The following is a 23,878-nucleotide window of genomic DNA, read 5'->3' as shown; positions in this document are numbered from 1 at the left end:
CTCAGACCACCCCCCGCAGGTGGTCGACCAGGGCCGCACCCCGCGCCCGGTTGACCACCGCGACCAGGTCGATCCGCACCCCGCCCGGTGGGGCGGGCGGCCACTGCGGATCGGTGGGCCCCGGGTCGTAGCCGGGGCCGGCCAGCCGGGCGAAGTGGTCGGGCCAGCGCTCGGCCATCCAGCGCTCGGCCAGGCGTTGCAGCCGGGCGGCCTTGGCCCGGTCGATCGCCTCGGTGGGCTGCTGGAAACCCCGCTCGGAGCGGGTCTTCACCTCGCAGACCGCCACGGTGTCTCCGTCGAGGGCGACGATGTCGAGCTCGCCCTCGGCGCAGCGCCAGTTGAGGTCCAGGATGCGCAGCCCGGCCTCCACGAGGCGGCGGGCGGCGACCCGCTCCCCGTACCGGCCGAGCCCGTTCCTGGTGCCGCGGTCCGGGACCGACCGCGGGGCCTCCCCGACTGCGGCCGCGTTCGGTACGGCCTGGTCCTGCACGACGGTCTGCTGCATGGTGACCACCTCCGCCGAGGAGGCTGTACCACTGCGCACGACGAGGCCCGGGAATTCCCGTTCCCTGTGGATAACTCGGGTTCGTGGTCGGTTCTTGTCACCCGCAGGGGTGAGAAGCCTCGTCCTCGCGAAATTCGGCTGGACAACGCGGGACGGAGTCGTTCAACGTCAGTTCCCGAAGCCGGACTCGTCCGAGGGCAGCTCCAGATCGCTCTTCGCGAGTTCCTCGATGTTCACGTCCTTGAAGGTCAGCACCCGGACCTTGCGGACGAACCGGGCCGGCCGGTACATGTCCCAGACCCACGCATCCGCCATCGACACCTCGAAGAACACCTCACCCTGGACCGAGTGCACCTGCAGCTCGTAGTCGTTGGTGAGGTAGAACCGTCGCTCGGTCTCGATCACGTACTTGAACAGGCCGACGACGTCCCGGTACTCCCGGTAGAGCTTGAGCTCCATCTCGGTCTCGTACTTCTCGAGATCTTCGGCACTCATCCAGGCGTCCCCTCAACTTGTCACGTCCACCCATTGTGGACCACCGCACCCACGGTCAGAGCCGTACCGGATCCACCGGCGGGCCCTCGGCCAGCAGCCGCTCCAGGAAGTCCGCCAGACCGGCCGGATAGACCGTCTCGGCGGTCCCCCTCAATTCCTCGACCGTCCACCAGCGCGCCGCGAGCAGCTGGGCGTGCTCGTCCGCGCCCATGCCCGAGTGGTCCAGCCCCGTGTCCGTGGTCCGGGCCAGGTGGAACCACTGCTCCTGCTCGTAGCGCTGTCCCTGAAAGGAGAACGACACCGTGCCGTACGCCACCAAGGGCCCCAGGTCCACACCCCGCAGGCCGGTCTCCTCGGCGAGCTCCCGCTCGGCGGCCTCGCGGACACCCTCGCCCGCCTCCAAGCCGCCCCCGGGTGTGATCCACCAGGTCTCCCCCGGGGCAGCCGGGTCGGCCCCCAGCAGAAGGAGGATGCGGTCCTGCCCGTCCAGCAGCAGGATCCGCGCCGCCCTGCGACGCCGTGCTGTCATGGCAGCGCTCCACACTCCTCTCCCGCGCGTCGGTGGCGTTACCGGTCCTGGCGTTACCGATCCTGCCACCCGACGCGGCCGTCCGGGGCGATGTTCGGCAGAGCGGGCGGCACGGCGGCGGTCCCGCTCAGGGGCTGCGCCTCCGGAGCCGGCGGGCCAGGCCCGCCACCCCGCCCACCGCCGAGGTCACGAGGATCAGCGCCGCGCCCGCGACGGCGGCGTAGGCGGCGGGCTCCAGCGGCCCCGGCTGCGAGGCCTTCGGGCCCGCGAAGCCGTCGAAGTCCGTGACCCGGTCGAGCAGGCCCGTCCTGCCGAAGGGCAGCACGGTGGCCTCGACCCTGGCCTCGACGGCGTCGGCCGGGACGGTTCCGCCGTCGACCTCCAGGTGGGTGCGGGAGTCCAGCGAGCCCACCCGGTTGTCGCCGAGCAGGAACAGCCGGCCCTGTGGCACCGTCGCGCTGAACGAGTCGCCCTGGCGGCCCTGCGTCGCGAGGTAGGGCTCGTCCACCGGCTGCCCGTTGACCGTCAGCCGGTGCTCGGCCCCGGTGGTGGCGACGGTGTCCCCGCCGACCGCGACCACCCGCTTGACCATGAGCTCGCCGCCCCAGGCACGGTCCCGGAAGACCACCACGTCGCCCCGTCCGATGTCGCCGCCGCCGACCTTGCGGGCGAGCACGGTGTCACCGATGCGCAGCGTCGGGTGCATCGAGGCGGTGGGGATCTTGTACGGCCGGTAGTCGACCGCGATCAGGCCGAAGCCGCCGACCATCAGCACCAGCCCGAGTGCCAGGGCGACACCCTGCAGCACCGCGGCGGGCCGCGGGCGCGCGCGGCCGGGCGCGGCGGGGCGGTCGGCCGTCTGCTCCACGACACTGCTCATCGACACCGTCCACCTCTGGCCGACCGGAGAACACCACTGGCACGCCGGGGGCCCACGCGGAAATGCCGACGGGCCGTGGCACGTCCGAGCAGATTACTCGTCGGTACCACGGCCCGCGCAAGAGCCGGAGCCAACCCGGTGGAACACGATCCGGCGGAGCTCAGGACTCCCTGCGGCGCTCCGCCCGACCCCGCACCCGGCGCACCAGCGGAAGCAGGGCAACAGCCCCCACCGCACCGGCCACGGGGGGCGCCATGGGCGCGGCCGCCGCCAGGCCCTTCTGGTCGAAGGTGTCCGGCACCGGCAGCGTCGACCAGTGGCCGACCGGCCAGGCCACCACGAAGGCGCGCCCGATCACGTTGTCCACCGGGACGGTGCCGCCGCCCGGCTGGTCCATGTGGAACCGGGAGTCCAGCGAGTTGGCGCGGTGGTCGCCCATCACCCAGATCCGGTCCTTGGGCACCTTGACCGGGCCGAAGGGGTGGTCTCCACAGGGGGTGTTGCCCTGGTAGACGTACGGCTCGTTGAGCGCGACGCCGTTGACCTTGACCGGCCCCTCGCCCTCGCACTCGACGGTGTCCCCGCCGACCGCGATGACCCGCTTGATCAGGTCCTTCTCGTTGGCGGAGGGCATCAGCCCGACGAAGCTGAGCACGTCCTGCACGCCGCGGAGGAAGGTGTTGCTGCTCTGCTGGGTCGGCTCGTCGTTGAGCCAGCCGCCCGGGTCGTGGAACACCACGACCTCGCCGCGCTCGGGCTCGGCCCCGAACCACGGGGTCAGCTTGTCCACCAGGACGCGGTCGCCGACCTGCAGCGTGTTCTGCATCGATTCCGACGGGATGGAGAAGGCCTGGACGAAGAAGGTCTTGATCACCAGCGCGAGGATCAGCGCGATGCCGACCAGGATCGGCAGTTCCTTCCAGAACGAGCGCGGTTTGCGCGGCTTGGACGGAGCCTGCGACTCCGATCCGTCCGCGGGCTCGGCCGCGTGCGGGGAGTCCGGGGAGTCGTCCGGTCCGCCCCCGCCCTGTCCGTCGGCGGTCTGCGCCGCCGCGGCCTCGGCCGAGGCGGGCGAGGCCGCGGACTCGGCAGACCGGTCCGCCCGGCGGCCCGAGCCCTCGGGTTCTCCGGCGCCTGATCGGGCGCCGATCACCAAATCCCCCACAACGTCTCCTCCCTGCTGTGCGGACGCCCGCGCGCCCGCGCTCAGAGTGCCGCACAGCGGGCACCACGCTCACCACGACCATGAAACGTCTCAGGGCTTCCCACCGCGGGCTCCCCTGACACCAGCACAGCCTCGGCCCACGGCCGGAACCGCTCCCGGCCGCACCTGCACTTCTCTATCACTCCAAGGCATCCGGCTCGCGGTCCCACGCGAGGCCGTTCCGGTCGGCGGCCGGCCCGGCTCACTCCGGAGGCCGCCCCGATCGGCGAACGACGAACGGAAGGATGCCCAACACACCCATAACGAGCGGAGGTTCCACAGGAACCGGTCCAACGCCCACCGATTCCGCGGCAGTTCCGCCGGCCTGCGGCATCCGGGCGAGGGAGGAGAGCGAACCGGGCGCTTCGAGCCGGTGGAAGCGGTCCAGCGGCCAGGCGATCACGAACGCGCGACCGACGACGCCGCTCAGCGGGATCGTCCCCTGTCCCGGATTGCCCATGTGGAAACGGGAGTCGGCGGAGACGTCCCGGTGGTCGCCCATGACCCACAGCCGCCCCTGCGGCACCTGGATCCTGAAGGTCTGCCGGGACGGCGGGTTGCCGGGCGCGAGGTAGGACTCCTCCACCGGACGGCCGTTGACGCTGAGACGCCCCTGCGCGTCGCAGCACTCGACAGTGTCCCCGCCCACGCCGATCACCCGCTTGATCAGGTCCTGCTCGTTGCCGGAGGGCAGCAGTCCGACGTAGGTCAGCACCTGCTTGGCCGCGCCCAGCACCGGACCGTCCGAGGACGGCTTGCGATCGCGTTCCAGCCAGCCGCCCGGATCCTTGAACACCACGATGTCGCCGCGCTGCGGCTCACTGCCGAACCAGGGGGTCAGCTTGTCGACCAGTACCCGGTCCCCGATCAGGATGGTCTGCTCCATCGAGCCCGAGGGGATCACGAACACCTGGACCAGGAAGGTCTTCATCACCAGTGCCACCAGCAGGGCCACCAGGACGATCAGCGGGATCTCCCGCACCAGCGAGCGCTTGCGCCGTCGGGTCGCCTTGCGGGCCGTGCGGCGGCGCTCGGCCCGGCCGCGCGTCGGCGGGGCCTCGGCCGACCCGCGGGCCGCCGCACCCTCCTCCCCCGCTCCCCAGGGTGTCGCTCCCCCGGCCGCCGGCCGGTCGGCGAGCCGTCCCCTACCCCTGGTCCCCATGACCGCCCGTCCCCGCAGTCGCGGCGAAGGCCGCGGGCCGGTCCAGGCCGGTCCAGCGCGAGAACGGGTAGACCACCCAGTCCGCGCGGCCGATCACCTTCGCCTCGGGCACGAATCCGCCGCCGGGCTCACCGAGGTGGTCGCGGGAGTCCCGGGAGGCGCTGCGGTGGTCGCCCATCACCCACAGCTTGCCGGGCGGCACGATGACGTCGAAGGCCACGCTCGACGGGTCGTCGCCCGGGGACAGGTAGCCGCTCTCGTCGATCGGCACGCCGTTGACGGTGATCGGCGTGCCCGGGCCGGCACTGGTCACCCGGTCCCCGGCGACGCCGATCACGCGCTTGACGTAGACGGTGTCCCCGGCCGGGGCCAGCCCGAGGTCCTGCGCGAACGAGCGCAGGCCGTCCCCGAAGCCGGCCGGCTTCGCCGACTCCCGGAGGAAGGAGCCCCTCCCGTCGAAGACCACGATGTCGCCCCGCTGGGGGTGGCCGCCGAAGGCGTAGGCGAGCTGGTTCGCGACCAGCCGGTCGCCCGGGCGCAGGGTCTCCTCCATCGATCCGGAGGGCACCGAGAACGGGCGTGCGACGAAGGCGTTCACCAGCAGCAGGGCCGCCAGGCAGATCCCCACCAGGAGCAGCAGGTCCCGCGAGCGCGAGTGCCCGGGCTCCTCCTCCTGCTCCGAGCCGTCGCCGTCCGGGACCCCAGCCTGCTCCGGGCCCTCGGAGCGCTGTGCGCGTCCTGCGCCCGCGCCGGGATCGCGCTCGTCGGACTCGACGGACTCGACGGACTCGGCGGACTCGACGGACGCGTCGGACGCGCTCCCGGAAGCCCCGCCCGGACTGCTCCCGGAAACGACCGCGGACCGCGACAGCGAGTCCGCACCGGTGGGTGCGGGACTGCCGTCGCGGTCCGCGGGTGGTTCGTGCGTGCTCATCGGGGGGTGAGCCTACCTTGCGGCGGCCCGCTCCCCTCAGAGCGTTCCGATCCCCCGGCGAGGCCGGGGGCCGGTGGATCAGCGGTCGCGCTTCTCCTTGATCTTCGCGGCCTTGCCGCGGAGGTCACGCAGGTAGTACAGCTTGGCGCGGCGAACCGCACCGCGGGTCACGACCTCGATCTTCTCGACGACCGGGGTGTGCACCGGGAAGGTGCGCTCCACGCCGACGTTGAAGCTGACCTTGCGGACGGTGAAGGTCTCACCGATACCGGCGCCGTGGCGGCGGATGACGACGCCCTGGAAGACCTGGACACGGGAGCGGTTGCCCTCGATGACCCGGACGTGAACCTTCAGGGTGTCACCGGCGCGGAAGGCCGGGATGTCGCTACGCAGCGAGGCCGCGTCGACAGCAGCGAGCTTGTTGCTCATGTTGCTCTCCATCGCAGGCGCCACGGGCCGCCCACGGAAAATCGTCACAATGGGGTCTGCTGCGGGCCGCATCGGCTGACGACGATCCCCCCGTGGCGGGGGCGCCGGTCCACGTGCCCCCTACAGGAGGGAACCAGCGACAGACAGCAAGCGCCTATTCTTCCACATCACCGGCCGCGGACCGAAATCGGCCGAGCCGCTCGTCCCAGGCCAGGCCGAGGATGCTCAGCGCCTCCCGCTCCTTCTTGTCGAAGGCGCCGTACTGCCAGCGCTCGACCAGGTCGGGCCGGTTCGCCAGGGTCCGGGCGAAGGCCTGCTCACGGCGCCAGCGGGCGATCCTGCCGTGGTTGCCGCTGAGCAGCACGTCCGGCACCGTCCGACCGCGCCACTCGGCGGGCTTGGTGTAGACCGGGCCCTCCAGCAGGTCGGCCATCGCGCCCGGGGCGAAGGAGTCGTCGCGGTGGGACTCGGCGTTACCGAGCACCCCGGGAAGCAGCCGGGCGATCGCCTCGACCATCACCAGCACGGCGACCTCGCCGCCGGCCAGCACGTAGTCGCCGATCGAGGCCTCGACCACCGGCATCCGGGTGGCCGCCTCCTCGATCACGCGGCGGTCGATGCCCTCGTACCGGGCGGGGGTGAAGGCCAGCCACGGGCGGCCGGCCAGCTCCTGGGCGAGCTCCTGGGTGAACGGGCGCCCGCTCGGGGTCGGCACGACCAGGGTGGGCACCTGCCCCTCGGGGCCGGCGGCGACCACCGCGTCCAGCGCCTCGCCCCACGGCTCGGGCTTCATCACCATGCCGGGGCCGCCGCCGTACGGGCTGTCGTCGACCGTGCGGTGCACGTCGTGGGTCCACGCGCGCAGGTCGTGGACGTGCACGTCCAGCTGGCCGCGGGCGCGGGCCTTGCCGACCAGCGAGATGTCCAGCGGTTCCAGGTACTCGGGGAAGATCGTGACGACGTCGATCCGCATACCGCTCTGCACGCCGCCGGACACGGCGTCCACGACGCCCGCCTCGGCGTCGGCGGCCGTCCCGGGGCCCGCCTCGACACGCTCCTCGGCACGCTCCTCGGCAGTCACTCCGACTCCTCCGAACCCTTCGCGCCCCCGGCGTCCGCAGTGCCCTCGGCGTCCTCAGCGCCCTCGGCGTCCGCAGCACCCCCGGTGTCCTCAGCACCCTCAGCGCCCTCGGCACCACCGGCCGAGGAGGTCCCCGCGACCTCGGCCTGCTCCGGGTCGATCAGCCCGGCCGGCGGGGTGATCACGGCACGCTGGTTCTCCAGGTCGATGGTCGGCACGATCTGGCTGACGAAGGGCACCAGCACCTCCGTCCCGTCGGCCTTCCTCACCATGAGCAGGTCCTGGTAGGGCAGGTGGAGGACCTCGGCCAGCTCGCCGACCGGGGTTCCGTCCAGCAGCACGACGTCCAGCCCGATCAGCTGGTGGTCGTAGTACTCCTCCGGGTCCTCGGGGCGCTCCTCCGGGTCGATCTCGGCGATGAGCATGGTCCCGCGGAGGGCCTCGGCCGCGTTGCGGTCCTTGACGCCGACGAAGCGCAGCAGCAGTCGGCCGCTGTGCACCCGGCCGGACTCGATGGTCAGCGGTCCGGCCGACGCGGGGTCGGTGAGCAGGACGGCACCGGGGCCGAGCCGGAGTTCCGGCTCGTCGGTGCGGACCTCGACACTGACGTCCCCCCTGATGCCGTGGGCACGGCCGATCCTGCCGACGACGAGCTGCACGGTGATCGTTCTCCTGGAGTTCCTGAGCCGATACGAAAAGCGACGGGCTGCGAAGCGATGATGCGACGGAAATGCGGATGGAAATGCGAAAGGCCGACCGGGACGACATGCGTCCCGGTCGGCCTCACAAGCCCTGACGGCTGAACGAGCAGCAGCGTCAGCGAATGTTGTCCACGTCGACCAGGTCGACCCGGACGTTGCGACCGCCGAGGGCGCCGACCACGGTGCGCAGCGCGCGCGCCGTACGGCCACCCCGGCCGATCACCTTGCCGAGGTCATCGGGGTGCACTCGCACCTCGATGGTGTTACCCCGACGCAGGTTGCGCGAGCGCACCTGCACCTCGTCGGGGTGCTCGACGATGCCCTTCACCAGGTGGTCGAGGGCGTCCTCGATCACGATCAGGCCTCGGCGGCGGCGTCGGCCTCGGCCTCGGCCTTGTCCGACTTCTTGGCCTTCGGGGTGATGGCGACACCGGTGGTGGCGTCCTCGAAGCCGGCGACGGCCTTCGCGAACAGGTGCGAGAAGTCCTCGACCTTCGGCTCGGCGACCTTCAGCGGCGCCGGAGCCGGCAGGCCCTTGAACTTCTGCCAGTCGCCGGTCAGCTTCAGGATGGCGAGGACCGGCTCGGTCGGCTGGGCGCCGACGGACAGCCAGTACTGGGCGCGGTCGCTGTCGACCTCGATCTTCGAGGGGTTGTAGGTCGGCTGGTAGATGCCGATCTCCTCGATCGCGCGACCGTCACGCTTGGTGCGGGCGTCGGCGACGACGATGCGGTAGTGCGGGGAGCGAATCTTGCCGAGACGCTTGAGCTTGATCTTGACTGCCACGGGAGTGGATTCTCCTGGTGTTGACGTGGGTGAGCGGGCTCGCCACCGCGTGGGGTTGCGGGGCGGACCGTTCAAGGGACACGCCAGCCGTAGGAGAGAGGGGTCCTGCTCGGCTGCCGAGTACTCAGCTGTCCATTCTGCCACATCGGCGAGAACCGCCTGTACGCGGGGCCGGGCGCCCGTTCAGGGCTCGACCGGGAGCCCCCGCTCCCGGTCCAACCCGATGACATCACCGCCGTCCTGCTGTACCGCTCACTTCACTCCGGGCCCGCACGCTCGCGCTGCCGGACCCTGCGCCGTTCCATTCCGGCCGGACCGCTGCCCGCACAGCAGCCCGTCGGGACGTCGACCGCTCAGGCGATCTTGAACGGTTGCTGGCACGCGCCGCAGACGATGGACGCCTGCGCGAGCACCGACGGGACGACCCGGACGTTGCGCCCGCAGCCGCAGACCGCCTTGACCCGCACGCCGCCCCCGGAGGAGCCGTGCCGGGCCGCCGGGCCGCGGAAGGCGCGCGTCGCGCCGTCGCCGGCCACCGCTTCCTGGTGCGCCCCGAGGGCGCGGTCCAGGCGTTCGATGGTGTCGGCGTACCGCTCCTGCGTCTCCTTGAGCATGGTCACCTGGGAGAAGCCGCTGCTCGCGTGCGGCTCGACCGGGTGCGCCAGGCCCAGCTCGGAAGCGAGCATCAGGAAGCGCCGGTTGTGGTAGCGGCCGGCCCGCGAGGTGTCCCGGATGTCCCGGGCCGCGGCCAGACCGTGGGCGGCCTCGTGCAGGAGGCGCTCGAAACCGAGCCGCGTCCCGCAGGCCGAGGAGGACTCGCCGATCAGGGCCTCGGGCGAGGCGAGATCGGGAAGGTCCTGGTGGTAGGCCTGGATGTCGCTCCAGGCGGCGGCCAGTTCGGCCGCGAGAACGAGGGGCTGTGTCGTGCTCACGCTAGACCAACGATGGAGTGCGAGCCGATGTTCCGCATGTTCTCGTTCCCGGGGAATTCACAGGGAACTCCCAGGAATGCGAGGCCGCGCGCGAATTGCGCGTTCCGGATCTGACGCAAGACCAACCCCCTGCCGGTTTCGGCCCGTGGCAACGCCGACGCGCCTGGTGAAATTCCGTCCGGGGGGCGGGCTGTCGCCACCCAGGACGTACGGCCCGTGGGCCTGCCGGATTGACAGGGCCACGGGCCGTACACCGTACCGCTATTCCGTTAATACCGGGAGTTGACCGGCCAGTAGGGATGTCCGGTGCGGGGGCAGGCCGGAACAGTTACCGGATTCTTACCCATCCGCATTCCGGGCAAATGTCGCCGGTGCCGGTCATTACCCGTGGACGAAGGACCTCCGGCGGACATCCGGGGGGCGTCCGCCGGACGTCGATCCGGTGTCAGTACGCCCGGGCGACGAGCGCGACATTGCCTTCCTGGTCGTCCGCCTGCGGCACCGAGCCGTCGGCCGCGACGATGCAGCGGACCGTGACGCCCTGCTCGGCCAGCTTGGCCTCGCCCTCCGCGCCGAGGTCGGCCCAGGAGATCCGGCCCCACCCCGTCGCGGCGGCCTCGACGGCCTCCTCGATGGTCTTGACGTCGACCGTGCGGGCCTCGCGGCGCTCGCGGGACTCGCGCAGCAGCTGCGCCTGGTCCTCCTCCAGCACGCCCGGGAGCAGCGCGGCCAGGGCGTCGATGGAGACCGGCTCCTTGCCGCCCGGGATGCGGCGGGCCAGCATCGCGGTGCCGTTCTCCAGGTCGCGCGGGCCGACCTCGATGCGCAGCGGGACGCCCTTGAGCTCCCAGTCGACGGCGCGGCGGCCGAACGGGGTGTCGGTGCGGTCGTCGACCACGACCCGGATGCCGACGGCCTCCAGCTGGGCGCCGATCTCGCGGACCTTGGCGATGACCGCGTCGTCGCCCTTGATCGCGAGCACGACGGCCTGGACGGCGGCCAGGCGCGGGGGCACCCGCAGGCCGTTGTCGTCGCCGTGGGACATGATCAGGCCGCCGACCATGCGGGTCGAGACGCCCCAGGAGGTCTGCCAGACGTGCTCACGCTCGGCGCCCTGCAGCTGGTAGGTGGTGTTGAACGCCTTGGCGAAGTTCTGGCCCAGCTCGTGGCTGGTGCCCATCTGCAGGGCCTTGCCGTCGCGCATCATGCCCTCGAGGGTGAGGGTGTTGATGGCGCCGGCGAAGCGCTCCTTGGCGGTCTTGCGGCCGAGCACGACGTCGATGCCGAGCACGTTGGTCATGAAGTCGCCGTAGACCTGGGTGTGGATCATCGACGCGTACTCGCGGGCGTCCTCGTAGGTGGCGTGGGCGGTGTGGCCCTCCTGCCAGAGGAACTCGGTGGTGCGCAGGAAGACGCGCGGACGCAGCTCCCAACGGACCACGTTGGCCCACTGGTTGATCAGCAGGGGCAGGTCCCGGTGGCTCTGCACCCACTTCGAGAAGTACTCGTTGATGATCGTCTCGGAGGTCGGCCGGACGACGACCGGCTCCTCCAGCTGCTTGCCGCCGCCGTGGGTGACGACCGCGAGCTCGGGGGCGAAGCCCTCGACGTGCTCGGCTTCCTTCGTCAGGTAGGACTGCGGGATGAACATCGGGAAGTAGGCGTTCTGGGCGCCCGCCTTCTTGATCCGCGCGTCCATCTCCTGCTGCATCCGCTCCCACAGGCCGTAGCCGTACGGTCGGATGACCATGGTGCCGCGCACCGGACCGTTGTCGGCCAGCTCGGCCTTGTTGATGAGGTCCTGGTACCAGCGCGGGAAGTCTTCCGCCTGAGGGGTGAGAACGGGTGCCTTAGCCATGGGGCGAATGGTACGGGGCCCGGGGCCCCGGTTTCGAATCGGTATCACCGGACGGGGGCGCACCACCGCGACACGCGCGCACCACCCTGCACCCCTCTGGACGCCGGGCCCGACCCGCTGTTCGCTGGTGTGGGGCGGGACTTTGGGGGAGCCGTAGCAGCACACCGAAGGACCGGATGGGAGGCCGCCATGGCTTCAGCTCGGACGACCGGCACGACCGTACGACCGACGGGCGCACGCCCGCACCACCCGCGGACCGGGGCCGTCGGCCCCACGCGGGCGCGCGACTGGGCGGAGATCCAGGAACGCATGCTGGTGCCGCTCTACGAGGCGGTCTACGACCGGCTGGAGGTCGGCCCGGCGAGCAGCGTGCTGGGCCTGGGCTGCCGGTCCGGACTGGCCCTGCTGCTCGCGGCCGGCCGGGGCGCCCAGGTCGCCGGGCAGGAGCCGCGGGACGAGCTGCGCGAGCTGGCCCGCGCCCGCCGGCTGCGGGTGTGCGCGGGGGCCAGGACGCCCGCCGCCGTCCCCCGCCCGGCCCATTCGCTGGTGACGGTTTTCGAGCGGCTGCCCGGTGGCGCCGAATCCGCTCCGGTGGTCGCCGAGGCCGCCCGGCTCACCCTTCCGGGCGGGCACGTGGTGCTGGCCGCCTGGGGCCCGCCGGAGCGCTGCGAGAGCGCCGCCGTGCTGGACGTGGCCCGGCGCAGGGCGGGCCGGACCACCGCGCGCGACCCCTTCGAGCTGAGCGCGCCCGGCGCCCTGGAGGACCTGCTCGCGCCGGCCGGCCTGCGTCCGGCCGGCAGCGGCCGGGTGAGCTGCCCGTTCGCCTACGCCGACCTCGACAGCGCGGTGCGCGGCCTGCTCTCCACCGGCCTGTTCGACCCGGCCGAGGAGTTCTCCGGCGCCTCGCTGGTGGCGAAGGAGCTGGAGGAGGCGCTCCAGCCCCACCTGCGCGCGGACGGCTCGGTGCGGATGGAGAACCTGTTCCGCTACCTGGTCGCCGAGCGGCCGCGCCGGTAGCGGCGCGGAAACGCGAAACCGGGGGCGCCCGCCACTACGGCGAGCGCCCCCGGCCCCTGGCTTCACGCCCGGTCGATCGACTTCCCGTCGGGACCACCGGAACCATCGGAACCGCCGGACCCGACGGCCCCGCCGGACCCGTCGGAACCACCCGCGTCACCGGAACCACCGGAACCACTGGCGTCGCCGGAACCCTCCGAGGAGGCCTCCCGCGGCACCCCCGCCGCCCGGTACGCCGCCGCCTCGTCCAGCGTCTCCGCCTCCAGCAGCGCCGCCGCCAGCGCGTCCAGCCGGTGCCGCTGCTCGGTCAGGATCCGCACCGCGTCGTCGTAGCACTCGGAGACGATCCGCCGGGCCTCCTCGTCCACCGCGTCCAGGGTGGTCGGCGCGGCGGACAGCCCGTACGCGCCCTGCGGGTCGGAGGGCACCGCGGTGAGCCGGCCGACCCGCTCGCTCATCCCCCAGCGCCCGGCCATCCCGCGGGCGATGTTGGTGACCTGCTCCAGGTCGCTCTCCGCGCCGGTGGTGATCACCCCGTAGACCACCTGCTCGGCCGCCATGCCGCCGAGCGCGCCGATGATCCGGCCGCGCAGGTAGGGCTCGGTGTACGAGTAGCGGTCGTTCTCCGGGGTGGAGAGGGTGACGCCGAGCGCCCGGCCGCGCGGCACGATGGTGATCTTGCGGACCGGGTCCGCGCCGGGCTGGAGCATGCCCAGCAGCGCGTGCCCGCTCTCGTGGTACGCCGTCCGCTCGCGCTCCTCCTGCGGCATCACCAGCGGCCGCACCGCGCCCAGCTGGACCTTCTCCAGCGCGTCCGAGAGGTCCCGCTCGTTGACCGCGTCCTGCTCGCGCTTGACCGCCAGCAGCGCGGCCTCGTTGACCAGGTTGGCGAGCTCGGCGCCGGTCATCCCCGGCGTGACCTTGGCCAGCTGGTTGAGGTCGGCGTCGCCGGCCAGCGGGACGCTGCGGCTGTGGATGCGCAGGATCGCCGCGCGGCCCTCCCGGTCGGGCGGGCTGACGGTGATCCGCCGGTCGAAGCGCCCGGGGCGCAGCAGCGCCGGGTCGAGCACGTCCGCCCGGTTGGTCGCGGCGATCACGATGACGCCCTCGGAGCCGGTGAACCCGTCCATCTCGGTGAGGATCTGGTTGAGGGTCTGCTCGCGCTCGTCGTGGCCGCCCATGCCGCCGCCGGCGCCGCGCTGGCGGCCGATGGTGTCGATCTCGTCGATGAAGATGATCGCCGGGGCGACCTTGCGGGCCTCGGCGAACAGCTCGCGGACCCGGCTGGCGCCGACGCCGACGATCATCTCGATGAACTCGGAGGCGGAGGCGGAGAAGAACGGCACGTTCGCCTCGCCGGCCACGGCCCGGGCCAGCAGGGTCTTGCCGGTTCCGGGCGGGCCGCTCAGCAGCACGCCGCGCGGCATCTTGGCGCCGAGCTTGCGGTACCGGTCGGGGTTCTTCAAGTAGTCGACGACCTCGGTGAGTTCGGCCTCGACCTCGTCGATGCCGGCCACGTCGGCGAAGGTGGTGCGCTTGCCCTCCTCCGCGGTGACCGGCTTGGGCGGGGCCTTGCGGCCGAGCGGTCCGCCGCCGAGTCCGCCGGCCATCCGGCGGGCGAGCAGCACCCAGATGAAGACCAGCAGCAGCATCGGGGCGAGCGAGATCAGCAGGTTGGTCAGGAAGCTGCGCTGCTGGACCGGCGAGGTGGCGGTGACCTCGACGCCCTGCTGCTGCAGGGTGGTCCAGAGGTTGTCGCCCGCGAAGGACGGCCGCTGGGTGTCGAACTCGGTGTAGTCGCCCTTGCCGCCGTCCGGCTTGGGCTGGGCGGTCTTGAGGGTGCCCTCGATCGCGTCGCCCTTGGCGTAGATCTTGGTGATGTTGCCCTTGTTCAGCTGGTTGTTGAACTCGGTGTAGGAGATCGTGGTGGCTCCGGCGGGTCCGAAGACGGACAGCAGCAGGTCCGAGATCAGGAACACCACGAGGGCGGTGAGGGCCAGGCCCACCCAGCCGCCGGGCATCCGGCGCTTGGGCGGCGGCGGGGGCGGGGCCCCCTCCGAGCGCCATGGCTGGTCGGGCGTCTGACGTGGCGGCACGGGTTCGGTCACCCATCGGACAATACGGACAGCTGCTCGGGCGAGCCAATCGCAACGCCGCGCCCGGACCGCCGTACGGCCGCGTCGACCCCTCCCACCAGCGGCGATGCCACTACCCCCGCCGACAGCCGCGCCACCGCCCCTCCAGCGTCGGCAGCGGCTACGCCGTCGCGCCCGGCCACTCCTCGGCGGTCAGCGCGAACCGCTCGTGGTCGCGCCAGTCCCCCTGGAGGAACAGCATCCGCGGGGAGAAGCCCTCGTGCCGGAAGCCCAGCCGCTTGGCCATCGCGATCGAGCGCTCGTTCTCCGGCTGCACGTTGATCTCCAGCCGGTGCAGCCCCAGCCCGCCGGCCGACTGCGGGGCGAAGCAGCGGTCCACGACCAGCCGCATGCCCTCGGTCATCCGCCCGGTGCCGTTGAACGGGAGGTACGAGTCGTAGCCCATCGAGGCGTTGCAGAAGCGGCTCATCACGATGTTGGCGACGTTCACCTTGCCGACCATCCCGCCGGTCTCCCGGTCGATGATCAGGAAGGTGCGCAGCCCGGACCCCTGGCGCTTGAGCAGGTCGGGCAGGCCGTCCGGCTCGACCGGGTTCCACCGTCCGATGTGTTCGGCGGACCGCCGGACCGCCTCGGCGTACCCGGCCGCGTCCTCGGACCTCGGGGCCCTGATCATCACTCGCATGCCCCCATCATCGGACACGCGATCGGCCCGCCGCCCGGAAACACCGGACGACGGGCCGACCAAAATCGATCACGACCGATCGCTGTCGATCAAGGACCTTCAAGGACCTTCAAGGCCCTCCGCTCCGAGGACCTTCAGGGCCCCTCTCAGGGCCTCAGAGGGGCCCTGAAGGTCCTCAGAGGCCCTCAAGGACTACAGCATGTCCTTGAACTCCTTGGGCAGCTCGAAATCGGCCGGGCCCTTGCCCGCGCCGAGGCCGAACGCGCCGCCGTCCGGCTGGCCCTGGCCGGCGCCCGGGCCGAGCGCGCGGCGCTCGGCGGCCGCGGCCTCCTCCTGCGCGCGCTTCAGCGGGTTGCCGCTCTTGCGCTTGCCCTTGGCCTGCGGGGCCTTCTTGCCGGACTTCTTCGCGCCGCCGCCCATGCCGGGGATGCCCGGCATGCCGGGCACGCCCTTGCCCGAGGCCATCGCGGACATCATCTTGCGGGCCTCGAAGAACCGCTCGACCAGGTTCTTCACCTCGCCGACCTGGACACCGGAGCCCTTGGCGATGCGGGCCCGGCGGGAGCCGTTGATCAGCTCCGGCTCGGCGCGCTCGGTCGGGGTCATCGACTTGATGATCGCGCCGACCCGGTTGACGTCCTTGTCGTCGATGTTGTTGATCTGGTCCCGGATCTGGCCCATCCCCGGCAGCATGCCGAGCAGCTTGGAGATCGAGCCCATCTTCTGGACCTGCTCCAGCTGGGACAGGAAGTCGTCCAGGGTGAACTGCTTCGGGCCGCCGCGCAGCTTGGCGGCGATCTTCTCGGCCTCGGCCTGCGAGAAGGTCTGCTCGGCCTTCTCGATCAGCGAGAGGACGTCACCCATGCCGAGGATGCGCGAGGCCATCCGGTCCGGGTGGAAGGCGTCGAAGTCGTCGACCTTCTCGCCGTTGGAGGCGAACATGATCTGCCGGCCGGTGACGTGGGCGACCGACAGGGCCGCACCACCACGGGCGTCGCCGTCGAGCTTGGAGAGCACCACGCCGGTGAAGTCGACGCCGTCGAGGAAGGCCTGGGCGGTGGTGACCGCGTCCTGGCCGATCATCGCGTCGACGACGAACAGGACCTCGTCCGGGTTCACCGCGGCGCGGATGTCGGCGGCCTGCTGCATCAGCTCGGCGTCGATGCCCAGGCGGCCGGCGGTGTCGACGATGACGACGTCGTACTGCTTCTGCTTGGCGTACTCGATCGAGTCCTTGGCCACCTGCACCGGGTCGCCGACGCCGTTGCCCGGCTGCGGGCCGTAGAAGGCCACGCCGGCGCGCTCGGCGACCACCTGGAGCTGGTTGACCGCGTTGGGGCGCTGGAGGTCGCAGGCGACCAGCAGCGGGGTGTGCTTCTGCGTCTTCAGCCAGTGGCCGAGCTTGCCCGCGAGGGTGGTCTTACCGGCACCCTGGAGACCGGCGAGCATGATCACCGTCGGGCCGCTCTTGGCGAACCGCACCCGGCGGGTCTCGCCACCGAGGATCGCGATGAGCTCCTCGTTGACGATCTTGATGATCTGCTGCGCGGGGTTCAGCGCGCCGGAGACCTCGACACCGAGCGCCCGCTCCTTGACCTGCTTGATGAAGGCCCGGACGACCGGCAGCGCGACGTCCGCCTCCAGCAGCGCGATGCGGATCTCGCGGGCGGTGGCGTCGATGTCCGCCTCGCTCAGGCGGCCCTTGCCCCGGAGGTTCTTGAACGTCGCTGCGAGGCGATCGGAAAGGGTGTCGAACACGTCGTCGCGGGTCCTCTGCGGCATCGAAATCGGTACGGTCGTCGCCCCCCAGGGTATCCGGCCGCCCCGGGTACGGTCTCCACCCCCGGTCGGAACCGTTGCCCGGACCTTCTCCGGGGTTCCGGCCCGGACCCGCGCCCCGCACGCGGAGCCGCGCCCGGCACCGGCCCGCCGCTCAGCCCAGCGCGGCCCGGACGGCGGCCGCCACCTCGCCCGCCCGCCCGGCGGTCAGCGGACGGCCCGCCCCGTCGGTCAGGTAGAACGAGTCGACGGCCTCCGCGCCGAGCGTGGAGACGTGCGCGGTGCGCACCCGCACACCCGCCCCGTCCAGCGCCCGGCCGATCCGGTGCAGCAGCCCGGGGGCGTCGTGCGCGCGGACCTCCAGCACCGTCGCCGTCGCCGAGGCCACCGCGGGCGCCACCGCGACCAGCGGCGGCGGGGTGGGGATGCCCCGGCGGCGCGGGGCGGCGGCGTCCCGCTCGGCGAGCCGGCGGGCGACGTCCAGCGAGCCGTCCAGCGCCCGGCGCAGGTCGGCCCGCAGCCGGGCCGCCTCCGGCAGCTCCCCGTACTCGGCCGCCACCCGCCAGGACAGCAGCAGCACCGGCCCGGCGCCCACCGGGTCCAGCTCGCGCAGCCCGGCCGAGCGGACGGCCAGCCGGTGCAGCGCGAGCACCCCGGCGGCCGTGCCGAGCAGCCCGGGCCGGTCCGGGACCGCCAGGTTCAGCTCGACGCCCATCGGCTCGGCGCCCACCGGCCCGCCCGGCCCCGACGCCTCGGACCGGACCCGCAGCGACAGCGCGGGCTGCCCGGTGCGGGCTGCCTCGACCGCGAGCCGTTCCTGCTCCGCGGTCGGCGCCGTCTCCGCCGGCGGGGCGCCGGTACCGGCCAGCCGGCCGGCCACCCGGGCCACCAGGCCGTTCACCAGCGAGGCCCGCCAGCCGCTCCACGCGGCCGGGCCGGTGGCCAGCGCGTCGGCCTCGGTGAGCGCGTGCAGCAGTTCCAGCTCGGGCAGGGTGGCGACGACCTTGGTGACCGCCTCGACGGTGGCCGGGTCGTCCGGGTCCCGCCGGGTCGCGGTGTCCACCAGCATCAGGTGGTGGCGGACCAGCACCGCGAGGGTCTCGGTGTCCGCGGGGCCGAAGCCCATCCGGGCGCCGAGGTCGCGGACGATCACCTCGCCCGCCTCGCTGTGGTCCCCCGGCCAGCCCTTGCCGATGTCGTGCAGCAGCGCGGCGATCAGCAGCAGGTCCGGCCGGGCCACCCGGCGGGTCATCGCGGCGGCCCGCGCGGCCGTCTCGACCAGGTGCCGGTCCACCGTCCAGCGGTGCACCGCGTTGCGCTGCGGACGGCAGCGCACCCGTTCCCAGTCCGGCAGCAGCCGTCGGACCAGTCCCTGCGCCTCCAGGGCCTCCCACACCGGTACGGCGGGCTCCCCCGCGCCCAGCAGGGTGACCAGCTGCTCGCGCGCCTCGTCCGGCCAGGGCACCGGCAGCGGGCGGCACTCGGCGGCCAGCCGGCGCACCGTGGCGTGGGAGAGGGCCAGCCCGTTCTGCGCGGCGGCGGCCGCGGCGCGCAGCGGCAGCACCGGGTCGGCGGCCGGGCGGGCGCCCTGGGCGAGCACCGCCTCGCCGTCCTGCTCGACCACTCCCTCGGCGAGCGGCCGCCGTTCGACCGCGCCCCGGGCCACCGCGCCGCCGCCGCGTCCGGAACCGATGAACGGGATGCCCGGACGGCGCGCCCGCCGGCCGCTTCCGCCGCGGGCCGCGAGCACCCGGTCCACCGACCGCCAGGCCACGTCGCTCGCGTACGCGACGGTGCGGGCGGCCTCGTAGACCCGGCGCAGCAGGGTGTCGGCGTCCAGCACGCCGAGCCGTTCGGCGACCTGGTCCTGGTCCTGGAGGGCGAGCCGGTCGGTGGCCCGGCCGGTGGCGAGGTGCAGCGCGTCGCGCACGTCGGCCAGCCGGGTGGCGGCGTCGTCCAGGCCGTCCCGCGGCGCGTCGGCCAGCCAGGTGGCGGCGATCGCGTCCAGCACCACGACGTCGCGCAGTCCGCCGCGGGCCTCCTTCAGGTCGGGCTCCAGCAGGAAGGAGAGTTCACCGTGTCGTTCGGCCCGCGCGCGGCCCAGCTCGCGAAGCTCCGGCAGGCGCGCGGGGGCGCTCGCACGCCAGTCGGTGAGCACCGCGGAGCGCAGCGCGTCGGTGAGCGCCCGGTCCCCGGCGAGGTGCCGGGCGTCCAGCAGGCCGAGCTGGGCCTTGAGGTCGGCGGCGGCGACCGCGCGGGCCTGGGTGACGGTGCGCACCGCGTGGTCCAGCCTGCCGCCCGTGTCCCAGACCGGGTACCAGATCCGCTCGGGCAGCTCCCGGGCGATCGGACCGTCGTGCAGCAGCAGGACGTCCAGGTCGCTGCGCGGGGAGAGCTCGCCGCGCCCGTAGCCGCCGACCGCGACCAACGCGACGCCGGGCGGGGCACCGGCGGCCGCGAACAGCCCGGCCAGCCAGTCGTCGGTGAGCCGGGCGAGCGACCGGCGCCGCGGGCGACCCCCCGGGCCGGGACCGGCGAGCAGCGCGGCCCGGGCGACGGCGTGACCGGCGGGGTCGGCAGGGTCGACGGGGTCGGAGGGGCTGGTCTCGGTGGTCATGTGCGTGGGTCCCGTCCGTCGTGCTGGTGAACCGCCGTGCCGGTGAACCGTCCTGCCGGTGAACCGTCCTGCTGGTGAACCGTCCTGCTCCTGGATCGTCTGCCGGTGGGCCGTCCGGCCGGTGACCCGTTCCGCCGGTGCCCGTTCGGCCGGCCGGACGACGCCGGTACGCCGTCGGGCGGACCCGCACCCCGGGGGTGGACGGACCCGCCGTCCGCGGTGCGGGGCGACCGGTCACCGGGCCGCACGAGGGGCTACAGGGCGTCCGGCCCGCGCTCGCCGGTGCGGACCCGTACGGCGGTGTCCACCGGGACGCTCCAGACCTTCCCGTCGCCGATCTTCCCGGTCCGGGCGGCCTTCACCAGGACGTCGATCAGGTCCTCCGCGTCCTCGTCCTCGACCAGGACCTCGATCCTGACCTTCGGCACCAGGTCCACGGTGTACTCGGCCCCCCGGTACACCTCGGTGTGGCCGCGCTGGCGGCCGTAGCCGCTGGCCTCGGTGACGGTCAGGCCGTGCACCCCGAAGGCCTGCAGGGCGGCCTTCACCTCGTCCAGTCGGTACGGCTTGATCACGGCGGTGATGAGCTTCATCGGGCATCGACCTCGGTCTTCTTCTCGGCGGGCACGGCTGCCGCGGCGGGCGCGGCGGGCTTCTCCGCGGGCGCGGCGGGCTTCTCCGCGGGCGCCGCGGACTTCCCCGCGGGCCGCTCGGCGACGGGCTCCGCGGCGGCGGACTGCGCGGCGGCGGCCAGGCCCGGCAGGGCCCGGGCCAGGCCCGCCCCCACGGCGCTGAAATCGTAGGCGGACTCGGCGTGCTCGGCCTGGTCGATGCCGGCCGTCTCGACCTCCGCGGACACCCGGAAGCCGATCAGCCGGTCGACCGCCTTGGCCAGCAGCCACGACAGCGCGAAGGAGTACGCCGCGACCACCGCGACCCCCATCGCCTGCTTGCCCAGCTGCCCGATCCCGCCCCCGTAGAACAGCCCCTTGACGCCCTGGCCGACCCCGCCGGTGGCGAACAGTCCGACCAGCAGCGAGCCGACCGCACCGCCGACCGCGTGCACGCCCACCACGTCGAGCGAGTCGTCGAAGCCCCAGCGGTACTTGAGCGAGACGGCGGCGCAGCAGACCGCGCCCGCGACCAGTCCGATCGCGACCGCGCCCAGCGGGCTGACCGAGCCGCAGGCCGGGGTGATCGCGACCAGCCCGGCCACCGCGCCGGAGGCGGCGCCCAGCGTGGTGAAGGCGCCGTGCTTGACCCTCTCGTAGGCCAGCCACCCGACCAGCGCCGCACCGGTGGCGACCTGGGTGTTGACCATCGCCATCGCGGCGACGCCGTTGGCGGCCAGCGCCGAGCCCGCGTTGAAGCCGAACCAGCCGAACCAGAGCAGCCCGGAGCCGAGCATCACCAGCGGCAGGCTGTGCGGGCGCATCGGGTCCTTCTTGAAGCCGATCCGCTTGCCCAGCACCAGGCAGAGCGCGAGGCCGGCGACGCCCGCGTTGATGTGCACGGCGGTCCCGCCGGCGAAGTCGATCACACCGTTGCGGTCGCCCAGCCAGCCGCCGTGGCCGCCGTCGAAGTAGAACACCCAGTGCGCGACCGGGAAGTAGACGACCGTGACCCAGAGCGCGATGAACAGGCCCCAGGCGGCGAACCTCGCCCGGTCCGCGACGGCCCCGCTGATCAGCGCGGGCGTGATGACCGCGAACATCAGCTGGAAGAGCGCGAAGGCGGTCACCGGGATGGTGCCGGTCAGCTCGTCGAGGCCGAGGCCGCGCATCCCGAGGTGGTCGAGGTTGCCGATCAGGCCCGCGAAGGAGTCGGAGCCGAAGCTGAGCGAGTAGCCGTAGAGGACCCACAGCACACTGACGACGCCGAGCGAGAGGAAGCTCATCGCCAGCATGTTCAGCGTGCTCTTGGCCCTGACCATGCCCCCGTAGAAGAAGGCCAGCCCTGGGGTCATCAGCATGACCAGGGCCGCACTGATGAGTACGAAGGCGGTGTCGCCCGCACTGAAGCCGTCCGGCATCGGCGTCTCCTCTGCGTCCAGGCCGATCCGCACCCGGGGACCCGTCCCGTGGTGCCACCCGGGGTGTCGGCGTTGAGGAGGAGCGTGCCGAAGGCTGGTTTCGGCCGGTGCGGCCTGGTGTTTCACCGCGGTGACGCGTGCGACGCGCGGGTTACGGCTGCGTGAACCGCGGCTGCGCGGGAGGCGGGAGGCGGGCCGCGCGAACCCCGTCGGCCCCGCACCCCCGCCGGACGCCGGACACACCACCGACCGTGACGGCGGCGGCCGTCACGGTCGGTGGAGCTTCCCCCGGAGGCCCCGGTCAGACCACCGAGACGAACTCCGGGATGTCCTGGACCACCCGCTCCTTGAGCCGGCTCACCGCGTCCACGCCCTTGTACCGGGCCGCCGCGGCCTCCGTGGTCTTGCGCACCCGGGAGTTCAGCCGCTCCGAGCGCACCTTGGTGGCGATGTCCACCGCCTGCTCGGCCATCACCACCGCCTGCTCGGCCTCCTTCTGCAGCAGGTGGACGCTGGCCATGCCGATCAGGTTGAAGGCGTACGAGCGCACGTGGTCGGCGTCCTGCCGGAACAGGTCGACCGCGGTCTCCATCACCGGAGCGGACAGCGAGGCGTAGAGCTCGGCGTTGTCCGAGTGGTACGCGAGGTCGCGGAAGGAGTGCGCGTTCTCGGCGTTCAGCTCGGCCGGTGAGAAGAACTTCAGCCAGTCCGGGTCCTGGTCGCCGTCCCGGATGTCGGTGAAGGTGTCCTCGGCCAGCCGGATCGCCCGGGCGCAGCGGTTGACCTCGCCGATGGTGGCGTAGGCGCGCGCCTCCATCGCGAACAGCAGGGACTGCTGGCGCGGGGTGGCGGTGTCGCGGCTGCCGTACTGGGCCAGGTGGATGAGTTCCAGGGCGTCCTCGCCCCGGTTGAGGTGGATCATCTGGCGGCTCATGTCGGTGAGGATGAGCGCGCCGAACGGGCGGTCGCCCGCCTCCTTGGCGGCGTGCAGGGCGAGCACGTAGTACTTCTGCGCGCTCGGGTGCATCCCGACGTCGTACGACATCCACCCGGCCAGGTGGGCGAGTTCGGCGGTGAGGCGGAACAGCCGCCTGGTGGTGTCCTCGCTGTACGTCTCCTGGAGCAGGTCGGTGACCTCGTGCAGCTGGCCGACGACGGCCTTGCGGCGCAGCCCGCCGCCGTTCTGCGCGTCCCACTGCCGGAACATGACCGTGGTCTGCTCCAGTAGTTCGAGCTCGGGTTCGGAGAGCCGGCCGGTGAAGGCCTCGCCGCCGTTGGCCGCGGTGAGGATCGGGGTGGGGACGCCGGTCGGGCCGGGGGTCAGCCAGCGCTGCATCGGCTCGATCAGCGCGGCGCCCGCGGTCAGGGCCAGCGAGGTGCCGAGGAAGCCCCGGCGGTTGAGCATGAGGTCGCTGCGGGAGTAGTCGCTGATCAGCTGGACGGTCTGCGGGCCGCTCCACGGCAGGTCGACGCCGCCGCCCACGGTGGAGACCGGGATCGCGGCGCGCAGACCGAGGTCCTCGACCGACACCACCGAGCCGAAGCGTTCGGAGAAGAGTTCCGACATGAGCTTGGGAATCGGCTCGCGGGGCTGCTCGCCGTCGAGCCAGCGGCGCACCCGTGAGGTGTCGGTGGACACGTGGTGGGCGCCGATCTGCCGGGCCCGGCGGTTGACCTGGCGGGCCAACTCGCCCTTGGACCAGCCACTGCGGGCGAACCACGTGGTCAGCTTCTCATTCGGTTGCTTCTCTGCCATGGGTAACGTCCCCATCCCGCCCGGCCCCTGGCGGGGCCCCCGATCGTGACCGCCCGACGGTTGCGGGCTCTTGCCAGACGTACCTGCCCGAGGTTCTGCCGTGCCGCCGTACCGCAGCGCCCTCGCACTGGTGTGCCATCGTTGCGGACGATCCGTCAGATTCCCAACTCCCGTTCCCCGATGGCCCGGAACAGGCTTCGACGACATCCGCGTGCTGAACGTAATGCCCCGCGAGGGGCCCGTGGGAGCGGCCCTGGCGAAACGCCACCTTTCGCCACCCCCAGGAGTGAACCGAAGCCCGGGGGCACACGCTTCACTTAGGGAGTCCCAACGGCCCGGCATATGCGGGCCGCCAAGTCCCCCGGCGCATCCCGGAGGGCCCGGCACAACCGGCAATCCA

At 72.8% G+C, this 23,878-nt stretch carries 22 protein-coding genes; 1 reads left to right on the top strand and 21 read right to left on the bottom strand.

Translation table 11 applies throughout. The features are described from left to right. Position 1: 1 nt before the first annotated feature. The 14 genes from ACWD4P_RS12420 to proS all read right to left on the bottom strand — a co-directional run bounded on the left by ACWD4P_RS12420 (position 2) and on the right by proS (position 11,496). Positions 2 to 505 (bottom strand): YraN family protein, encoded by a 504-nt coding sequence (locus tag ACWD4P_RS12420; RefSeq protein ID WP_359822342.1) that lies wholly within the window; start codon positions 503 to 505, stop codon positions 2 to 4. Positions 506 to 673: 168 nt separating this feature from the next. After that, positions 674 to 1,000 (bottom strand): DUF2469 domain-containing protein, encoded by a 327-nt coding sequence (locus ACWD4P_RS12415; RefSeq protein WP_030056781.1) that lies wholly within the window; start codon positions 998 to 1,000, stop codon positions 674 to 676. Positions 1,001 to 1,055: 55 nt separating this feature from the next. Further along, entirely contained in the window at positions 1,056 to 1,529 is a 474-nt protein-coding gene (locus ACWD4P_RS12410; RefSeq protein ID WP_449779532.1) for an NUDIX hydrolase, read from the bottom strand. Positions 1,530 to 1,656: 127 nt separating this feature from the next. Continuing rightward, complete coding sequence (lepB, locus tag ACWD4P_RS12405; protein WP_359822347.1) at positions 1,657 to 2,409, bottom strand: signal peptidase I; 753 nt, start codon at positions 2,407 to 2,409, stop codon at positions 1,657 to 1,659. Positions 2,410 to 2,569: 160 nt separating this feature from the next. Beyond that, a complete protein-coding gene (gene lepB / locus ACWD4P_RS12400) occupies positions 2,570 to 3,574 on the bottom strand; it encodes a signal peptidase I (protein WP_359822349.1) in 1,005 nt (334 codons plus the stop codon). A 241-nt stretch (positions 3,575 to 3,815) separates the two neighbouring features. Beyond that, on the bottom strand, positions 3,816 to 4,775 hold the full coding sequence (lepB, locus tag ACWD4P_RS12395; RefSeq protein WP_449779531.1) for a signal peptidase I: 960 nt from the start codon (positions 4,773 to 4,775) through the stop codon (positions 3,816 to 3,818). After that, entirely contained in the window at positions 4,759 to 5,709 is a 951-nt protein-coding gene (gene lepB / locus ACWD4P_RS12390) for a signal peptidase I (RefSeq protein WP_449779530.1), read from the bottom strand. The genes lepB (ACWD4P_RS12395) and lepB (ACWD4P_RS12390) overlap by 17 nt, the downstream gene beginning before the upstream one ends. Positions 5,710 to 5,787: 78 nt before the next feature. Continuing rightward, positions 5,788 to 6,138 carry a 50S ribosomal protein L19 gene (rplS, locus tag ACWD4P_RS12385; RefSeq protein ID WP_030306736.1) on the bottom strand — a complete coding sequence of 117 codons (351 nt, stop codon included), beginning with the start codon at positions 6,136 to 6,138 and terminating at the stop codon, positions 5,788 to 5,790. A 154-nt stretch (positions 6,139 to 6,292) separates the two neighbouring features. Next, complete coding sequence (gene trmD / locus ACWD4P_RS12380) at positions 6,293 to 7,111, bottom strand: tRNA (guanosine(37)-N1)-methyltransferase TrmD (protein WP_359822378.1); 819 nt, start codon at positions 7,109 to 7,111, stop codon at positions 6,293 to 6,295. 104 nt (positions 7,112 to 7,215) lie between these two features. Further along, a complete protein-coding gene (gene rimM, locus ACWD4P_RS12375; protein ID WP_449779529.1) occupies positions 7,216 to 7,878 on the bottom strand; it encodes a ribosome maturation factor RimM in 663 nt (220 codons plus the stop codon). Positions 7,879 to 8,035: 157 nt separating this feature from the next. Continuing rightward, positions 8,036 to 8,275 carry an RNA-binding protein gene (locus tag ACWD4P_RS12370; protein ID WP_030056773.1) on the bottom strand — a complete coding sequence of 80 codons (240 nt, stop codon included), beginning with the start codon at positions 8,273 to 8,275 and terminating at the stop codon, positions 8,036 to 8,038. 2 nt (positions 8,276 to 8,277) lie between these two features. Continuing rightward, on the bottom strand, positions 8,278 to 8,706 hold the full coding sequence (rpsP, locus tag ACWD4P_RS12365) for a 30S ribosomal protein S16 (RefSeq protein ID WP_045700219.1): 429 nt from the start codon (positions 8,704 to 8,706) through the stop codon (positions 8,278 to 8,280). 353 nt (positions 8,707 to 9,059) lie between these two features. After that, complete coding sequence (locus ACWD4P_RS12360; protein ID WP_359822362.1) at positions 9,060 to 9,638, bottom strand: hypothetical protein; 579 nt, start codon at positions 9,636 to 9,638, stop codon at positions 9,060 to 9,062. Between the two features lie 445 nt (positions 9,639 to 10,083). Then, complete coding sequence (proS, locus tag ACWD4P_RS12355) at positions 10,084 to 11,496, bottom strand: proline--tRNA ligase (RefSeq protein ID WP_359822364.1); 1,413 nt, start codon at positions 11,494 to 11,496, stop codon at positions 10,084 to 10,086. Positions 11,497 to 11,685: 189 nt separating this feature from the next. Between proS and ACWD4P_RS12350 the strand changes: the two genes are divergently transcribed. After that, positions 11,686 to 12,513: an SAM-dependent methyltransferase gene (locus tag ACWD4P_RS12350; RefSeq protein ID WP_449779528.1), complete on the top strand. Its 828-nt coding sequence runs from the start codon at positions 11,686 to 11,688 to the stop codon at positions 12,511 to 12,513. Positions 12,514 to 12,575: 62 nt separating this feature from the next. On the opposite strand, the gene ftsH is transcribed toward ACWD4P_RS12350, so the two are convergent. The 7 genes from ftsH to nsdA all read right to left on the bottom strand — a co-directional run bounded on the left by ftsH (position 12,576) and on the right by nsdA (position 23,478). Next, positions 12,576 to 14,621, bottom strand: coding sequence for an ATP-dependent zinc metalloprotease FtsH (ftsH, locus tag ACWD4P_RS12345; RefSeq protein ID WP_449779527.1), 2,046 nt, complete (start codon positions 14,619 to 14,621; stop codon positions 12,576 to 12,578). Positions 14,622 to 14,769: 148 nt separating this feature from the next. Next, positions 14,770 to 15,294, bottom strand: a complete 525-nt coding sequence (locus ACWD4P_RS12340; RefSeq protein WP_449779526.1) for a GNAT family N-acetyltransferase — start codon at positions 15,292 to 15,294, stop codon at positions 14,770 to 14,772. Between the two features lie 192 nt (positions 15,295 to 15,486). Next, on the bottom strand, positions 15,487 to 17,052 hold the full coding sequence (ffh, locus tag ACWD4P_RS12335; RefSeq protein WP_449779540.1) for a signal recognition particle protein: 1,566 nt from the start codon (positions 17,050 to 17,052) through the stop codon (positions 15,487 to 15,489). A gap of 175 nt (positions 17,053 to 17,227) precedes the next feature. Beyond that, on the bottom strand, positions 17,228 to 19,690 hold the full coding sequence (locus ACWD4P_RS12330) for a [protein-PII] uridylyltransferase (protein WP_449779525.1): 2,463 nt from the start codon (positions 19,688 to 19,690) through the stop codon (positions 17,228 to 17,230). Between the two features lie 254 nt (positions 19,691 to 19,944). Then, positions 19,945 to 20,283: a P-II family nitrogen regulator gene (locus ACWD4P_RS12325; protein ID WP_359829808.1), complete on the bottom strand. Its 339-nt coding sequence runs from the start codon at positions 20,281 to 20,283 to the stop codon at positions 19,945 to 19,947. Continuing rightward, positions 20,280 to 21,722, bottom strand: a complete 1,443-nt coding sequence (locus ACWD4P_RS12320) for an ammonium transporter (RefSeq protein ID WP_449779524.1) — start codon at positions 21,720 to 21,722, stop codon at positions 20,280 to 20,282. The genes ACWD4P_RS12325 and ACWD4P_RS12320 overlap by 4 nt, the downstream gene beginning before the upstream one ends. Positions 21,723 to 22,023: 301 nt before the next feature. Continuing rightward, on the bottom strand, positions 22,024 to 23,478 hold the full coding sequence (nsdA, locus tag ACWD4P_RS12315) for a transcriptional repressor NsdA (RefSeq protein WP_359829806.1): 1,455 nt from the start codon (positions 23,476 to 23,478) through the stop codon (positions 22,024 to 22,026). Positions 23,479 to 23,878: the final 400 nt, after the last annotated feature.

The organism is Kitasatospora sp. NPDC002543 (genome assembly GCF_053594915.1).
The sequence above is the reverse complement of the archived record's forward strand: the minus strand, read 5'-3'. Positions and strand labels throughout refer to the sequence as shown.

Excerpts from the sequence above, each read along its gene's own strand:
- ACWD4P_RS12420 (WP_359822342.1), bottom strand. The coding sequence starts at position 505 with ATGCAGCAGACCGTCGTGCAGGACCAGGCCGTACCGAACGCGGCCGCA.
- ACWD4P_RS12415 (WP_030056781.1), bottom strand. The coding sequence starts at position 1,000 with ATGAGTGCCGAAGATCTCGAGAAGTACGAGACCGAGATGGAGCTCAAG.
- ACWD4P_RS12410 (WP_449779532.1), bottom strand. The coding sequence starts at position 1,529 with ATGACAGCACGGCGTCGCAGGGCGGCGCGGATCCTGCTGCTGGACGGG.
- lepB (WP_359822347.1), bottom strand. The coding sequence starts at position 2,409 with ATGAGCAGTGTCGTGGAGCAGACGGCCGACCGCCCCGCCGCGCCCGGC.
- lepB (WP_449779531.1), bottom strand. The coding sequence starts at position 4,775 with ATGGGGACCAGGGGTAGGGGACGGCTCGCCGACCGGCCGGCGGCCGGG.
- lepB (WP_449779530.1), bottom strand. The coding sequence starts at position 5,709 with ATGAGCACGCACGAACCACCCGCGGACCGCGACGGCAGTCCCGCACCC.
- rplS (WP_030306736.1), bottom strand. The coding sequence starts at position 6,138 with ATGAGCAACAAGCTCGCTGCTGTCGACGCGGCCTCGCTGCGTAGCGAC.
- trmD (WP_359822378.1), bottom strand. The coding sequence starts at position 7,111 with ATGCGGATCGACGTCGTCACGATCTTCCCCGAGTACCTGGAACCGCTG.
- proS (WP_359822364.1), bottom strand. The coding sequence starts at position 11,496 with ATGGCTAAGGCACCCGTTCTCACCCCTCAGGCGGAAGACTTCCCGCGC.
- ACWD4P_RS12350 (WP_449779528.1), top strand. The coding sequence starts at position 11,686 with ATGGCTTCAGCTCGGACGACCGGCACGACCGTACGACCGACGGGCGCA.
- ACWD4P_RS12340 (WP_449779526.1), bottom strand. The coding sequence starts at position 15,294 with ATGCGAGTGATGATCAGGGCCCCGAGGTCCGAGGACGCGGCCGGGTAC.
- ACWD4P_RS12330 (WP_449779525.1), bottom strand. The coding sequence starts at position 19,690 with ATGACCACCGAGACCAGCCCCTCCGACCCCGTCGACCCTGCCGACCCC.
- ACWD4P_RS12325 (WP_359829808.1), bottom strand. The coding sequence starts at position 20,283 with ATGAAGCTCATCACCGCCGTGATCAAGCCGTACCGACTGGACGAGGTG.
- ACWD4P_RS12320 (WP_449779524.1), bottom strand. The coding sequence starts at position 21,722 with ATGCCGGACGGCTTCAGTGCGGGCGACACCGCCTTCGTACTCATCAGT.
- nsdA (WP_359829806.1), bottom strand. The coding sequence starts at position 23,478 with ATGGCAGAGAAGCAACCGAATGAGAAGCTGACCACGTGGTTCGCCCGC.